The following is a 13,690-nucleotide window of genomic DNA, read 5'->3' on the forward strand; positions in this document are numbered from 1 at the left end:
TCCTCCGCGCAAAGCCTACGTGTGCGAAGTGCGCTCGACCCTCAGGCGCGGCGGTAACCTGGGGTCATGTTCTTCGGCCTCACGATCGAGAAGCTCCTGCTGATCGGAGTGATCGCCGCGCTCATCGTCGGGCCAGAGCGACTCCCGCGATATGCGGAGTCGCTCGCGCAGTTCACCCGTCGTGCCCGCGAGTGGGTCTCCTCCGCCCGCACCCGCGTGCGCGACGAGATGGGGGAGGACTTCGACGACGTCGACTGGCGCACGCTCGATCCGCGCCAGTACGATCCCCGGCGCATCATCCGTGAAGCCCTGCTCGACGATGCGCCCGTCCCGACGGTTCGCGCGGCACAGGCGGGGGCGGCCATCGCCTCCACCGGGACGTCGCCGCCTCCGCCGGTGCGCTCGCCCTTCCGCGGCCCCGAGAGCGGGCCGACCCCGTTCGACCCCGAGGCGACCTGACCTCTCATCGCCCGGCTTTCACAGCCGGCACGACCTTCGCTGCACTCAGCGTGGACGCAGCGGCAGCGACCGGCCCGCCAGGCCACGCGGCTCGGCCGTGATGGCCGACGCGACCCGGGCGATCGCGAGGGACGCCGGGTCGTCGGGATGGGCGATCACCGCCGGGATGCCGGCATCCGCGTCCGCCCGAAGTGTCGGGCTCAGCGGCACCGAGGCGAGCAGCGGCACCTCGGAGTCGTCGCCCGAGAGCGCGCGCGCGACTGCGGCGCCGCCGCCCGATCCGAACAGCTCGAACGAGGAGCCGTCGGGAAGCGTCATCGCCGCCATGTTCTCGACGACGCCGATCACGCGCTGACCCGTCTGACGGGCGACGAGGCCGCTGCGGACGGCCACGTCGGAGGCCGCGGACTGGGGCGTGGTGACCACGAGCACATCCGCATTCGGCAGCAGCTGCCCGACCGAGATCGCGATGTCGCCCGTGCCCGGAGGCATGTCGAGGAGCAGCACGTCCAGATCGCCGAAGTACACGTCGGTGAGGAACTGCTGCACCGTGCGGTGGAGCATCGGCCCCCGCCACGCGACCGCGCCGACAGGTCCTTCGCCCGCGCCGCGGCGCAGGAACATCCCGATCGAGATGACCTTCACACCATGCGCCACGGGAGGCAGCATCAGGTCGTCGATGCGCGTCGGCTGGGGAACCCGGCCGTCGGCGTCGGCGAGGCCGAGCAGTCCGGGGATGGAGAAGCCGTGCACATCGGCATCGACGAGGCCGACCGAGAGCCCGCGCCCCGCGAGCGACGCGGCGAGGTTGGCGGTCAGCGTGGACTTGCCCACGCCCCCCTTGCCGCTTGTGACCGCGATGACGCGGGTCAGCGTGCCCGGCCCGAAGGGCATCTCGCGCGCTGCCCGGCCGCCGCGCAGCCGCTCGGTGAGGGCATGGCGCTCCTGCGGCGACATCACGCCGACGTCGAGCGCGACATCCGAGATGCCCGGAACGGATGCCGCAGCCGCACGCACCTCCGTCGCGATGCGCTCCGCCGCGGGGCAGCCGACGATCGTCAGGACGATGCCGACGTGGGCCACGGCGTCCACGACGGAGATGTCGCGCACCATGTCGAGTTCGCCGATCGGGCGGCGGAGCTCCGGATCGAGGACGGCGCCGACCGCGCTGCGGAGGGAGTCCGCGGCCGGATCCGTCATCGCGCGGGGCCGCCCTCGGCGCGGGCGTCGAGCTTCTCGAGCAGCACCCGCAGCTCAGCGCGCAGGACATCGCGCGTGACGACCTCGTCCGAGAAGTCGGTGACCGCCATGCGCAGCGCGACGACCTCGCGGGCGAGGTACTCGGTGTCGGCGAGGTTGCGCTCGGCGCGCTGACGGTCCTGCTCGATCTGCACACGGTCGCGGTCGTCCTGGCGGTTCTGCGCCAGGAGGATGAGGGGCGCCGCGTACGACGCCTGCAGCGACAGGATGAGGGTCAGCAGCGTGAAGTTCGTCTCCGCGGGATCGAACTGGAGTGCGGGCGGCATCCAGATGTTCCAGCTGAGCCAGAGCAGCACGAAGATCGTCATGCCGATGAGGAATCCCGAGGTTCCCATCCCGCGGGCGAAGGCCTCGGAGAACCGGCCGAACCGGTCGCGGGAGGGCTGCGGGCTGCGGGCGAGCATGCCGCCGCGGCCGCGCGGGGCGTCGAGCGCCACCTGGCGCGTCTGTCGGGCCATCAGCGCCTCCTCGGGGTGCTCGCGGTCGACGTGGAAACGGGCAGGGACTCCTGGGGCTCACCGTGGGAGCGCCAGTCATCGGGCAGCAGATAGTCGAGCACGTCGTCGACGCTGACCGCGCCCACCAGCCGGTGCGCCTGATCCACCACCGGGACCGACACGAGGTTGTAGCTGGCGAGCAGGCGCGCGACCTCCGGGGCCGACGCCGACGCGGGCAGCGGGTCGAGCGTGTCGTCGATGATCGCACCCAGCCGTTCGTGCGGCGGATAGCGCAGCATCCGCTGGAAGTGCACGGTACCGAGCAGGCGGCCGGTCGGCGTCTCGTACGGCGGGAGTGTGACGAAGACCGCGGCGGCGAGGGCGGGATGCAGCTCGTGACGGCGGATCAGCGCGAGCGCCTCGGCGACGGTGGCATCGGCCGACAGCACGATCGGCTCGCTGGTCATGAGACCGCCGGCGGTGTCGGGCCCGTACTTCAGGAGCGCGCGGACGTCCTCGGCCTCCTCGGGCTCCATGAGCTCCAGAAGCTCCTCCGAGCGCCTTTCGGGAAGCTGCCCGAGAAGGTCGGCGGCGTCGTCGGGCTCCATCGCGTCGAGGATGTCGGCCGCGCGCTCATCGCCGAGGGCCTCGAGGATGTGCATCTGCTCCTCTTCGGGCATCTCCTCGAGGGCGTCGGCCAGGCGGTCGTCGGGAAGCTCCTCGGCGACCTCGAGCAGGCGGTCGTCGGGAAGGTCGAGAAGCGTGTTCGCGAGGTCGGCTGCCTTGAGGTCGGAGTAGGTCGCGACCAGCTGCTCGGCGGACTGCGCCTCGCCGGGGTTCTGGCGCTCCCGCACCTCGGACCAGGCGGCGAACGTGGTCGGACCCTTGGCGAAGGGCGACGCGCTGGTGCGCGGCTTCCGCAGGAACAGCTGACCCACATCCCACTCGCCGAGGCGATTGCGCTCGATGGCGACATCCTCGATGACCGCCGTCCCGCCGCTCTGGAGGTAGACCTTGCGGCCGAGGATCTCCGCCATCACGCGGACCTCGCCGCCGCGCTGCTGGAAGCGCCGCACGTTGATGAGGCCCGTCGTGATGACCTGGCCGGTGGCGATGGACGTCACGCGCCCGATCGAGACGAAGACATGGCGGCGGCCGGGAATCTCGATCACGAGGCCGATGACGCGTGGAGGATCGTCTTTGCGGTAGATCACCACGACGTCCCGGACCTTGCCGAGACGGTCGCCGGCGGGGTCGAAGACCGAGCACCCGGACAGGCGCGCGACGAATACCCTCTGCGTGCTCACGCGTCCCAGCGTAGTCGGGACACCGTGGGAGGATGGGGAGATGACCATGATCGGAGGCCGGTTCCCGCAGGGCGGTGAAGAGGTCGGCCAGACGGTCGCGAGCTTCCCGACCTACGAGGCCGCGCAGAAGTCCGTCTCCTCCCTCATCGCCGCCGACGTCCCCGCGCGCGACATCGCCATCGTCGGGCAGGACCTGCGGTCCGTGGAACGGGTGACCGGGCGGCTCGGCTACGCATCCGCGGCCCGTTCGGGGGCGATCAACGGGATGCTCCTCGGGCTGCTGTTCTCGGCGATCCTCGTCATCGGATCGCCCACGGTGCCGATCCAGGCCTTCGTCGGCGTGCTGTTCGTCGGCATCGCGATCGGCATGCTGCTGAGCATCGTGACGTACTCCTTCGTCCGCCGCCGTCGCGACTACGCCTCGGTCATGCAGGTCGTCGCCGACCACTACGAGGTGACCGTCACAGCGGCGAGCATCCACCGCGCGCGCCAGATCCTCGGGCCGCAGGCCGGTGCCGAACGTGAGGCCCCGACGGCGCCGGCGGACCCGTCGCCGCCTGTCGATGCTCCCGAGCCGCCCAGGTACGGCGAGCGCGTCGTGCCCGCGGACCCCGAGGCGCAGGCACCGGCATCCGCTCCGGCCGTGGACGCCCCCGAGGTCTCTCCGGAAGCGCCCGGGTCTTCCGGCTCCGCCACGACGCCGGAGCGCTGATGGCGGAGCTCGAAGCCGATCTGCGGATCCCGCTCGAGCTCCCGAGCGGAACCGTCGAGGTGGCAGCGGCACTCGGCCGCCCCGACGACGCCTGGGCGGTCCTCGCCGTGGCACACGGCGCGGGCGCGGGGCACCGGCATCCGTTCTTCTCCGGCTTCGTCGGCGCGCTTCACACGTGCGGCGTCGCGACGCTGCGGTTCGACTTCCCCTACGTGACGGCAGGGCGACGGATGCCGGGCCCCGCCGCGCACGCGATCTCGACGTGGGCGGCCGTCGAGGCCGAGGCCGCATCGCGCGTTCCCGACCTCGCGCTGTGGGCGTCGGGCAAGTCCTACGGCGGGCGGATGGCGTCGATGGCGGCGGCGGAGGGGCGGATCAGCCCGGCCGGACTGATCTACCTCGGGTACCCGCTGCATCCGCCCGGCGATCCGGCCAAGGCGCGCACGGCGCACCTGCCCGACGTGGCGCCCCCGCAGTTGTTCGTCGAGGGCACGAACGATCCCTTCATCGCGCCTCGCGAGCAGCTCGAGGAGGCGGTCGCCTCGTGCCGCCAGGCCGAGATCCTGTGGATCGAAGGCGGCGGCCACTCGTTCGAGATCAAGGGCCGCAAGCGCTCGTCCGAGGAGATCGGGGCCGAGCTCGCACCGCTCGTGGCGGAGTGGATGCGGCTGCGGTCCTGAGCCGCCGGAAGCTCAGCGTCCTGCCGCGTACCCCTGCATGCCGCGCGCGTTCGCGGCGGCCCAGAGCGTCCCGGTCGCGGCGTCGCGTCCGACGGCCGACACCCGGCCCAGCGACCAGTCGCCCGCGCGGGTGACGGCGTGGCCGCGGCGTTCGAGGCCCGCGATGAGCGACTCGCCCAGCCGGTCCTCGACCACGGCGCCGCCGGGCGTCCAGGTGCGCGGCCAGAAGGACTCCGGCATCGAGGTCGTGTGCAGCGCGGGGGAGTCGATCGCCTGCTGGGGGGAGTACCCGCCCACGATCATGCGGAGGAGCACGAGGAGCTGCCACTGGTCCTGCTGGTCGCCGCCGGGTGATCCGATCGCGAGCTCGGGAACGCCGTTGCGCGAGACCAGGGTGGGTGTGAGCGTCGTGCGCGGCCGGCGGCCCGGGACGAGGGAGGACGGATGCCCCGGCTCGAGCCACGTCATCTGCAGGCGCGTGCCCAGGCAGAAGCCCAGCGCGGGGATGGTCGGCGACGACTGCAGCCAGCCGCCCGAAGGCGTCGCCGACACGATGTTCCCCCACCGGTCGATGACGTCGAGGTGGCACGTGTCGCCGCGTGTCTCGCCGGTGCGGGCCACCGTGGGCTCACCGCTTCCGGCCGATCGCCGCGGGGCATCGGCGGACAGCGGCGGGCGGAACGGCGTGCGTCCCGGAAGCTCGCCGGGGCGGAACTCCGTCGAGGCGTCATCGGCGACCAGGCGGCGGCGTGCGGCCAGGTAGTCGTCGGAGAGGAGGGCTTCGAGGTCGACGTCGTCGTCGCCGAACCACGCGTCGCGATCGGCGAGCGCGAGCTTCTGCACCTCCAGGATGGTGTGCGCGCCGGCCTCCTGCGAGGGGTCGAGCAGCTCGTCGGGCAGGGGCTCGAGGAGGGCGAGCGCCTGCAGGAGCGCGGGGCCCTGCGTCCAGGCGCCGGCCTTCGCGATCGTGCGGCCGCGGAACTCCCGCGTCACGGCGGGCTCGTAGCCGGCGTCGAAGCCCGCGAAGTCGTCGGCCGTGATCACCCCGGCGTGAAGTCCGCCGGTGGAGTGCCGGTGGGGCGCCGAGAGGAAGGACGCGGCCTCGTGCGCGACGGCCCCGGTCTTCCATTCGCGACGTGCGGCGTCGATGCGTGCGGCGCGCCCGACGGGCCCGTCGTCGCGCACCGTGCACGAGGCGTGCACGAGACCGTCGAGGACGTCGGCGTACGCCGGGTTGCGCACGAGCGTTCCCGCTCCCGGCGGCTCGCCGTCCGGCATCCACAGGTCGCGCGAGGTCGTCCAGTCCTCGGCGAACAGCTCCGCCACGCGCGCGATCGTCGCGGCGGCCTGCGGCAGCAGGGGATGACCGTCGCGGGCGTATCCGATCGCGTACGACAGCACATCGGCGAGCTCCCACGAGCCGTGGTCGCGCAGCAGCAGCAGCCACGCGTCCACCGCGCCGGGAACCGCCGCGGCGAGGGCGCCCGATCCGGGGACGAGGTCGAGCCCTTCGGCGCGGTAGTGCTCGATCGTGGCGCCGGCGGGCGCGGGACCCTGACCCATCAGGACGGTGGGAGCCGTGTCACCCGCGGCTTGGAAGATCGCCACCAGGTCGCCCCCGGGGCCGTTGAGGTGGGGCTCGACGACATGGAGCACGAACGCCGCGGCGACCGACGCGTCGAAGGCGTTGCCGCCGCGCTCCAGCACCGCCTGCGCGGTCGCCGTCGCGATCCAGTGCGTGGATGCCGACATGCCGAACGTGCCGGACAGTGTGGGACGCGTCGTGAACGACGGCGGCGGGGTGTAGGCCACGCTCAGGCGGAGAGCCGTGCGATCCAGGCCTCGACCTCATCGGCCGTGCGCGGGATGCTGGCCGACAGGTTCACGGGGCCTGCGGCCGTCATGAGGATGTCGTCCTCGATGCGCACGCCGATCCCGCGGTACTCCTCGGGAACGGTGATGTCGTCGATCTGGAAGTACAGCCCGGGCTCGATCGTGAAGACCATGCCCGGCTCGAGGACGCCGTCGTAGTACATGTCGCGACGGGCCTGGGCGCAGTCGTGCACGTCGATGCCGAGGTGGTGGCTGGTGCCGTGCACCATGTAGCGGCGGTGGTGCCCGCCGGTGTCGGGGACGAGAGCCTCTTCGGCCGTGACCGGCAGCAGGCCCCACTCGGCGACGCGGGCCGCGATGACCTGCATCGCCGCCTCGTGCACCGAGCGGAACCGCACGCCCGGCTTGGCCGCGGCGAACGCCGCGTCGGCGGCCTCGCGGACCGTCTCGTACACCTTGCGCTGGATGTCGGTGAAGCGACCGCTGACGGGCAGCGTGCGCGTGATGTCGGCCGTGTACAGGCTGTCGACCTCGACCCCCGCGTCGATGAGGATCAGGTCGCCGGGGACCACCGAGCCGTCGTTGCGCGTCCAGTGCAGGTAGCAGGCGTGCGGGCCGGAGGCGGCGATGGTGTCGTAGCCCACCGCGTTGCCGTCGCTGCGTGCGCGCTGGTGGAAGACGCCCTCCACGATGCGCTCGCCGCGCGGGTGAGCGACGATGCCCGGAAGGTTCGCGACGATGTCGTCGAACCCCCGTGCGGTGACCTGGACGGCGAGCTCCATCTGGGCGATCTCGTACTCGTCCTTCACGAGCCGCAGCTCCGAGACGAAGCGGGTGAGGTCGTCGTCCTCGTCGAGGACGAGGTCGCCGTCGCGCAGCTCGACGTCGTCGATGTGGGCGGTCGCAAGGCCGAGGTCGGCGGCGACACCCGCGAGAGCGGGCCGAGGGCCGATCCAGAACTCGCCGACCGACGCGTCGGAGTAGAACTCCGCCGTCGTCCGGTCGGCGCGCTCGCGGAAGAAGAGCGTGACGTCGTGGCCTTCGCCGCCCGCGCGAGGCTCGAAGACCAGCACGGAGCCGGGCTCGGCGTCAGAGGCCCACCCGGTCAGGTGCGAGAAGGCCGAGTGGGCGCGGAACGGGTAGTCGGTGTCGTTGCTGCGCTGCTTGAGCTCACCGGCAGGCACCACGAGGCGCTTGCCGGGGAAGGCGGCCGAGACCGCGTCGCGGCGGGCGGCGGTGTACGCGGCCTGCGCCCGCGCCGGCGGAGTGGTCTCGGGCCGCTCCGCCCAGCCCTCCGAGATGGTGTCGAGGAAGCCCTGGCCGTACGGCTGGCGGCGGTTGGTGCTCGTCGAGGTGGTGGTCTCGGCGTCGGTCTGCGCGATCGTGTCGCTATCGCCTGAAGTGCTCATGCGTCCAGTCTGGCACGCGAGGGCGACAGCGCGGAGGGTCAGCCCACAGGCTCCAGCTGGACGATCAGAGGGCGGTGGTCGGAGCCCGATCCCACCGTCGACCGCAGCACGAGGGAGCCGGTCGCCTCCCACTGGGCCGAGGCCATCACATGGTCGATCGGCGCGCCGAGCAGCGCGGGCATCGTCGTCGACCACGTGCCGATCGCACCGTTGCCGGTGGCGATCGCTGCGTCGTCGCAGAGCCCCAGCTCGCCGCCGTCGACTCCGAGACCGCTCATGTGGTCGACGGTCGCGTTGAAGTCGCCGGCCATGATCACGTTGGGCTCCGCGCACTGGTCGGCGAGCCACCGGAGATCGTCGCGCCACTCCTGCATGTAGCTCGGACGCGGGGCGACGGCATGAGCGGCGACCACGATCGGACCCTCGCCGCTGGTGGGCATCGCGACCGCGCTCGGCACCGTCGAGGTGTTGCTCGTGCCGTCGATCGAGGACTCGATCACGGCGTAGGCGCCCAAGTCCGGCGAGATGAGGAGCGTGGTGGATCCGGCGTCCCATTCGGTCGACGGATCCTCGGCGTGATGCGCCCACATGCGGTGGCCGAGGTCGCGCATCGCGATGGCGACCTGCTCGCCGGTCTCGATCGTGGTCTCAGGCAGCGCGACGATGTCGGCCTCCATCGCGACGGCGATCTTCGCGATGGTCTCGGGAGGGGTCGCGGGCCCGGCGGTGTTCCACGTCATGACGCGCACCGCGGTGTCGGTCTTCGCAGGGAGTGCCTCGGTGCCCATGCCGCCGCGTCCCATCACGATCGCGCCGTTCGCGATCACGGCGATGACGGCGATGATCGCGAGCGACAGCGCCAGCGCACGGAGGGGCCGCGCGATGGCGAGCAGCAGCGCGATCACCAGCGCCACGCCGAACGCGATGACGAGGAGGCCCCGGAAGGAGACGATCTGGGCGACCGGATAGATCCGCTCGACGCGGAAGAAGCCGGGCCACGTGAGGACGGCCGCTGCGATCGCACAGAGCACGGTGACGAGGATCCCGAACAGGCGAAGCACGACGGCGACTCTATTCGAGCAGGCTGGGAGATCCGTCAGCACGGCACCGCATGTCGCCGCGCTACGCTCGGATGATGCCGGGAACGCATCGTTTCGAGGGGCCGAGCGATCTGCATCTGCACTCCGTCCACTCAGACGGCACCGAGTCGCCCGCCCAGGTGATGGCGGCCGCCCACCGATTCGGGCTGCGCACCGCCGCCCTCACCGACCACGACACCACGTCGGGGTGGGCCGAAGCGGCCGAGGCTGCGGCATCCCTCGGCATGACCTTCGTGCCGGGGATGGAGCTGTCGGCGCGCCATGAGTGGCGGAGCGTCCACGTGCTCGCCTACCTCGTCGACCCCGACGACCCGCCGCTGCGGGCGATGACGGATCGCATCCGCTCGTCACGGCTCGATCGCGCCCGGCTGATGGCCGACAGGATCTCCCGGGACTACGACCTGGTGTGGGACGACATCCTCGCCCAGACCACCGACGGGGCCACCGTCGGCCGCCCGCACATCGCCGATGCCCTGGTCGCCCGGGGGCTCGTGCGGGACCGCGCCGAGGCGTTCTCCAGCATTCTGAGTCCCGGTGGCGACTACTACATCGCCCTCTACGCGCCCGATCCCGTCACCGCCGTCGAGCTCGTCGCCGGGGCCGGGGGAGTGTCGATCATCGCGCATCCCGCCGGACGCGCGGGGCTCCTCCCGACCGGGGTGATGGAGCGGATGCTGGCAGCGGGGCTCGGCGGCTTCGAGCTGGGTCACCGCGAGAATCTGGATGCCGCCACCCGCACGCTCCGCCGCCTGAGCACCGACCGCGACCTCATCGTCACCGGATCGAGCGACTACCACGGCCTCGGCAAGCCCAACCAGCCGGGCGAGCACACGACGGACGACGCCATGGTGGCGCGCATCATCGACCGCGCAACGGGAAGCGCCCCCGTCTACCCCTGAGGGCAGAGCGAGGGCGCTTCGCTCGAGACGAGCGGATGCCTCAGCCGAGGGCCTTCGTCTTGATGGCGTCGTACTCGGCCTGGGTGATCGTGCCGGCGTCGAGCAGCCCCTTGGCCTTCGCGATCTCGTCGGACGGGCTCGAGCCGCCGGCGACCTTCTGGATGTAGGCGTCCTGCGCCTCACGCAGCTGCGCGGCCTCGGCCGCGCCGCGCTTGGCCATGCCGTTGCCGCGGGCGATCAGGTAGACCAGCAGCGTCAGGAAGGGCACGAAGATCAGGAAGATGATCCAGATGGCCTTCCACCAGCCGCTCAGGGCGTGGTCGCGGAAGAGGTCGCCGATCACGGCGAACAGGGCGAAGAGGTAGGCGACGAACACGAAGACCCAGAGGAACCACCAGATGAGGTCGCCGAAGGAACCCCAGAAACCCTGGTACTCGTAGCCGGTCGTGACGGCGTCGATGAATCGCACGATGTGTGCCTTTCTGCTGCGAGGTGGCGGCGCCTCATGCACCGCCTTCGCTCACGATATCGCCCGGCAGGCCCGGAATTGCGCGATTCCCGTCACATGTCGTCGCGCGTCGCCGTCAGACGGTGGGGGCGGGAGCCGCAGCGCCGGAGCCGCCGCGGCGACGCCGACGCCGACGCGGAGCGGCCTTGCCGTCGTGGTGCTCCTTGCCGCCGCCGTCGTGGGTCCCGGCGCCTTCGGAGGCGTCGTTCGAGCCATGGTCGGCGGGCACCTCGGGCGCGGCGGCCCGAGCAATGTCCCCGGTCCCCGCGGCGGACTCTTCGCCGCGACGACGGCGTCGGCGCGGGGCGCCCTCGCGCTCGCCGTCGCGCGAGCGCGAGGGCGCGGCATCCTGCGTCTTCACCGTCTGCGTGCGCGGCGCCGTCGTGAGGCGGCCCTTGGTGCCCGTAGGGATGTCGAGATCCGTGAACAGGTGCGGGCTGGACGAGTACGTCTCGGTCGGCTCGGGCTGGCCGAACTCGAGCGCGCGGTTGATGAGCGCCCACTTGTGCAGGTCGTCCCAGTCCACGAACGTCACCGCGATGCCGGTCTTGCCGGCGCGGCCGGTGCGGCCGGCGCGGTGCAGGTAGGTCTTCTCGTCGTCGGGGATCGTGTGGTTGATCACGTGCGTGACGTCGTCGACGTCGATGCCGCGCGCGGCGACGTCGGTGGCGATCAGGACGTCCTTCTTGCCCGCCTTGAACGCGGCCATCGAGCGCTCGCGCGCCTCCTGGCTCATGTCGCCGTGAACCGACGCGGTGTTGAAGCCGCGGTCGCCCAGCTCGTCGGAGAGGCGCTGCGCGGCGCGCTTGGTGCGCGTGAAGATCACGGTCTTGCCGCGGCCGTCGGCCTGCAGGATGCGGGCGATGACCTCGTCCTTGTCGAGCGAGTGAGCGCGGTAGACGACGTGCTTGATGTTCGCCTGTGTGAGGCCCTCGTCGGGGTCGGTCGCGCGGATGTGGATCGGGTTCGACATGAACCGTCGCGCCATGGCGACGATCGGCCCGGGCATCGTCGCGGAGAAGAGCTGCGTGTGCCGGATGGCGGGCACCTTCTGGAAGATCTTCTCGATGTCGGGGAGGAACCCGAGGTCGAGCATCTTGTCGGCCTCGTCCAGCACGACCTCTGTCGCGTTCGACAGGTCGAGGAGCCGCTGGTTGTTCAGGTCGATGAGACGGCCCGGGGTTCCGACGACGATCTGCGCGCCGGCCTTGAGCTGGTCGATCTGGCCCTCGTACGCCTTGCCGCCGTAGATCGCGACGACGCTGGTCGAGCGACCCGACGTCAGCATGTCGATGTCCTCGTAGACCTGCACGCACAGCTCGCGCGTGGGGACGACGATCAGGGCCTTCACGCCGTGCGCGGGGTCGAGGCCGAGGCGCTGCACGACGGGGATGCCGAAGCCGAAGGTCTTGCCGGTGCCGGTCTTGGCCTGGCCGATGATGTCCTGGCCGGGAAGGCCGAGGGGGATGGTCTGCTCCTGGATGGGGAAGGCATCCACGATGCCCTTGCCTGCGAGGACATCGACGATGTCCTGGTCGACGCCGAGTTCGGCGAAGGTCGTCACGATGTGAGCCTGTCCGGCAGTGAGATGCTGCCTGGTCCGTTGCCCTGGCGCGGTGATCAGCGTCGCCGCGCGGGCGGAAGTGCGGTCCACGCCCTTTCTCTGCCACAGGCGCGGGAGCCCCGATCCGACGCCGGGGACGGCATCCACGATACCGGAGGCGCGTCGGAGAGGACATTCCGCCGTCCCGGATGCGGCACCCCGGGGCGCGCGACCCTAGGCTGTAGCCCGTGGTGAAGTGGTTCTGGCAGCGCCCTGACGCCGGACGCAAGCTCCAGCTGCGTTCCCGGGAGGACCTCGGCGACGCCACGCGCGTCGACTTCGAGGAGCTCGCACCCGAGATCGACACGTTCCTCGGGCAGGCCGCCTACCTCCAGCTGGGCTACTTCGAGACGCTCAGCGAGCTCATCGCTTTGACGCCGGAGCTGTCGGACAAGGAGTCGCTCTCGAGGGCGGCGGGTGCCGCGCTCACGAAGCACGAGGAGCTCGTGGCGCTCATCCGCGAGCGAGGCGATGACCCCACCGCGCTCATGCTGCCGTTCCGCGAGCCGCTCGATGCCTTCCGCCGGGCGACGCACGGCGGGCGCCCGCAGGAGACGATGCTGTCGGTCCACATCACGGCCGGCATGCTCGACGACTTCTATCTGGCGCTGTCGTCGAGCTATGCCGACACCGGCCGCCGCGTGGCGCGCGTGCTTCGGGCGGACGATGACCGGCAGGCGATCGTGGACATCATGGCGCGGACCATCGCCAGCGACCCGGAGTGGAAGTCGCTCCTCGCGCTGTGGGGCCGGCGACTCGTGGGCGACACGCTGCTGATCGCCCGCGCGGCGCTCCGTCCGGTGACGCTGCTCGTCGCCGATGAGGCGAAGGTCGAGCCGGTCTTCACCGAGCTCATGGCCGCTCACTCGCGCCGCATGGACGCGATGGGTCTCGCCGCCTGACCGGAGTGGCGGGGGTGCGGCGGCTCAGCCGATCCTGAGGCGGGCCCGCTCGTTGGCGTCGCGGGCGACCCGGCTCCGCGAGAGCAGGACGACGACCGGATACGAGACGACGAGCGGCGCGGCGAACATGGACAGCCAGAGCCACACGCTGTCGGTGCCGACGCCGGCCCACGTCAGGATGGTCCAGACCACACCGGCAGACAGGGCCCCGACAACCGGCCCGATGACGACGCCGCGGGTGGCGCGGTCGGCGACCAGGAAGTGCACGGCCAGCCCGACGGCGGCTCCGACGATGACCGCCAGGATGATCTGCATCGCCGGTCCGCTCAGGCCACGAAGCCGACGCGGCGGGACTCTTCGCTGCCGAGCTCGACGTAGGCGAGGCTCGCGGTGGGGACGATGTAGCTGTTGCCCTTGTTGTCGGCGAAGCTGACGTGGGTGTCGCCGGCGTCGAGAGCGGTCGCGATCGACTTCTTCACGTCCGCAGCCGGATCGTTCGTCTCGAAGTTGAGTTCGCGTCCGGTGTTCGCGATGCCGATGCGGATCTCCACGTGACTTGCCTCTCTCGCGCTGTGCGCACG

15 protein-coding genes are annotated in these 13,690 nt (G+C 71.5%); 5 read left to right on the top strand and 10 right to left on the bottom strand.

Annotation, left to right across the window (positions count from 1 at the left end; genetic code table 11):
- The first annotated feature begins 66 nt into the window (after window positions 1-66).
- Window positions 67-459: a twin-arginine translocase TatA/TatE family subunit gene (locus SOM19_RS07330; protein ID WP_320485879.1), complete on the top strand. Its 393-nt coding sequence runs from the start codon at window positions 67-69 to the stop codon at window positions 457-459.
- A gap of 45 nt (window positions 460-504) precedes the next feature.
- On the opposite strand, the gene SOM19_RS07335 is transcribed toward SOM19_RS07330, so the two are convergent.
- From SOM19_RS07335 to SOM19_RS07345, 3 genes are read right to left on the bottom strand one after another with little or no spacing between them, the layout of a single operon-like run.
- Window positions 505-1,659, bottom strand: coding sequence for an Mrp/NBP35 family ATP-binding protein (locus SOM19_RS07335; RefSeq protein WP_320485880.1), 1,155 nt, complete (start codon window positions 1,657-1,659; stop codon window positions 505-507).
- Window positions 1,656-2,177 carry a DUF1003 domain-containing protein gene (locus tag SOM19_RS07340; RefSeq protein WP_320485881.1) on the bottom strand — a complete coding sequence of 174 codons (522 nt, stop codon included), beginning with the start codon at window positions 2,175-2,177 and terminating at the stop codon, window positions 1,656-1,658. The genes SOM19_RS07335 and SOM19_RS07340 overlap by 4 nt, the downstream gene beginning before the upstream one ends.
- Window positions 2,177-3,463 (bottom strand): magnesium transporter MgtE N-terminal domain-containing protein, encoded by a 1,287-nt coding sequence (locus SOM19_RS07345; protein ID WP_320485882.1) that lies wholly within the window; start codon window positions 3,461-3,463, stop codon window positions 2,177-2,179. The genes SOM19_RS07340 and SOM19_RS07345 overlap by 1 nt, the downstream gene beginning before the upstream one ends.
- 40 nt (window positions 3,464-3,503) lie before the next feature.
- Between SOM19_RS07345 and SOM19_RS07350 the strand changes: the two genes are divergently transcribed.
- Together SOM19_RS07350 and SOM19_RS07355 are read left to right on the top strand one after the other, a co-directional pair.
- Window positions 3,504-4,175, top strand: coding sequence for a YflT domain-containing protein (locus SOM19_RS07350; RefSeq protein WP_320485883.1), 672 nt, complete (start codon window positions 3,504-3,506; stop codon window positions 4,173-4,175).
- Window positions 4,175-4,855, top strand: coding sequence for an alpha/beta hydrolase family protein (locus tag SOM19_RS07355; protein WP_320485884.1), 681 nt, complete (start codon window positions 4,175-4,177; stop codon window positions 4,853-4,855). Before SOM19_RS07350 ends, SOM19_RS07355 begins: the two co-directional genes overlap by 1 nt.
- A 12-nt stretch (window positions 4,856-4,867) precedes the next feature.
- On the opposite strand, the gene SOM19_RS07360 is transcribed toward SOM19_RS07355, so the two are convergent.
- From SOM19_RS07360 to SOM19_RS07370, 3 genes are read right to left on the bottom strand one after another with little or no spacing between them, the layout of a single operon-like run.
- Window positions 4,868-6,667 (bottom strand): gamma-glutamyltransferase family protein, encoded by a 1,800-nt coding sequence (locus SOM19_RS07360; RefSeq protein WP_320485885.1) that lies wholly within the window; start codon window positions 6,665-6,667, stop codon window positions 4,868-4,870.
- Window positions 6,668-6,669: 2 nt separating this feature from the next.
- Window positions 6,670-8,097: an aminopeptidase P family protein gene (locus SOM19_RS07365; protein WP_320485886.1), complete on the bottom strand. Its 1,428-nt coding sequence runs from the start codon at window positions 8,095-8,097 to the stop codon at window positions 6,670-6,672.
- Window positions 8,098-8,135: 38 nt separating this feature from the next.
- Window positions 8,136-9,158, bottom strand: a complete 1,023-nt coding sequence (locus tag SOM19_RS07370) for an endonuclease/exonuclease/phosphatase family protein (protein WP_320485887.1) — start codon at window positions 9,156-9,158, stop codon at window positions 8,136-8,138.
- A 74-nt stretch (window positions 9,159-9,232) separates the two neighbouring features.
- Between SOM19_RS07370 and SOM19_RS07375 the strand changes: the two genes are divergently transcribed.
- Complete coding sequence (locus SOM19_RS07375) at window positions 9,233-10,096, top strand: PHP domain-containing protein (RefSeq protein WP_320485888.1); 864 nt, start codon at window positions 9,233-9,235, stop codon at window positions 10,094-10,096.
- Window positions 10,097-10,136: 40 nt separating this feature from the next.
- Here SOM19_RS07375 and SOM19_RS07380 read toward each other — a convergent pair whose 3' ends face one another.
- Both SOM19_RS07380 and SOM19_RS07385 read right to left on the bottom strand, forming a co-directional pair.
- Window positions 10,137-10,565, bottom strand: a complete 429-nt coding sequence (locus SOM19_RS07380; protein WP_320485889.1) for an SHOCT domain-containing protein — start codon at window positions 10,563-10,565, stop codon at window positions 10,137-10,139.
- Window positions 10,566-10,680: 115 nt separating this feature from the next.
- Window positions 10,681-12,168 (bottom strand): DEAD/DEAH box helicase, encoded by a 1,488-nt coding sequence (locus SOM19_RS07385; protein WP_320485890.1) that lies wholly within the window; start codon window positions 12,166-12,168, stop codon window positions 10,681-10,683.
- Window positions 12,169-12,395: 227 nt separating this feature from the next.
- Here SOM19_RS07385 and SOM19_RS07390 point away from each other — a divergent pair, with 227 nt between their 5' ends.
- Entirely contained in the window at window positions 12,396-13,109 is a 714-nt protein-coding gene (locus SOM19_RS07390) for a ferritin-like fold-containing protein (RefSeq protein WP_320485891.1), read from the top strand.
- Window positions 13,110-13,133: 24 nt separating this feature from the next.
- Here SOM19_RS07390 and SOM19_RS07395 read toward each other — a convergent pair whose 3' ends face one another.
- Both SOM19_RS07395 and SOM19_RS07400 read right to left on the bottom strand, forming a co-directional pair.
- Window positions 13,134-13,424: a hypothetical protein gene (locus SOM19_RS07395; protein WP_320485892.1), complete on the bottom strand. Its 291-nt coding sequence runs from the start codon at window positions 13,422-13,424 to the stop codon at window positions 13,134-13,136.
- An 11-nt stretch (window positions 13,425-13,435) separates the two neighbouring features.
- A complete protein-coding gene (locus SOM19_RS07400; protein WP_320485893.1) occupies window positions 13,436-13,660 on the bottom strand; it encodes a DUF3107 domain-containing protein in 225 nt (74 codons plus the stop codon).
- Window positions 13,661-13,690: the final 30 nt, after the last annotated feature.

Origin of the sequence: Microbacterium sp. CFBP9034 (genome assembly GCF_034045255.1) — a bacterium.
Taxonomy (GTDB): domain Bacteria; phylum Actinomycetota; class Actinomycetes; order Actinomycetales; family Microbacteriaceae; genus Microbacterium.

What these genes read in the sequence shown, in the direction of transcription:
- SOM19_RS07330 (WP_320485879.1), top strand. Translation starts at nt 67, where the DNA reads ATGTTCTTCGGCCTCACGATCGAGAAGCTCCTGCTGATCGGAGTGATC.
- SOM19_RS07335 (WP_320485880.1), bottom strand. Translation starts at nt 1,659, where the DNA reads ATGACGGATCCGGCCGCGGACTCCCTCCGCAGCGCGGTCGGCGCCGTC.
- SOM19_RS07340 (WP_320485881.1), bottom strand. Translation starts at nt 2,177, where the DNA reads ATGGCCCGACAGACGCGCCAGGTGGCGCTCGACGCCCCGCGCGGCCGC.
- SOM19_RS07350 (WP_320485883.1), top strand. Translation starts at nt 3,504, where the DNA reads ATGACCATGATCGGAGGCCGGTTCCCGCAGGGCGGTGAAGAGGTCGGC.
- SOM19_RS07355 (WP_320485884.1), top strand. Translation starts at nt 4,175, where the DNA reads ATGGCGGAGCTCGAAGCCGATCTGCGGATCCCGCTCGAGCTCCCGAGC.
- SOM19_RS07365 (WP_320485886.1), bottom strand. Translation starts at nt 8,097, where the DNA reads ATGAGCACTTCAGGCGATAGCGACACGATCGCGCAGACCGACGCCGAG.
- SOM19_RS07375 (WP_320485888.1), top strand. Translation starts at nt 9,233, where the DNA reads ATGCCGGGAACGCATCGTTTCGAGGGGCCGAGCGATCTGCATCTGCAC.
- SOM19_RS07395 (WP_320485892.1), bottom strand. Translation starts at nt 13,424, where the DNA reads ATGCAGATCATCCTGGCGGTCATCGTCGGAGCCGCCGTCGGGCTGGCC.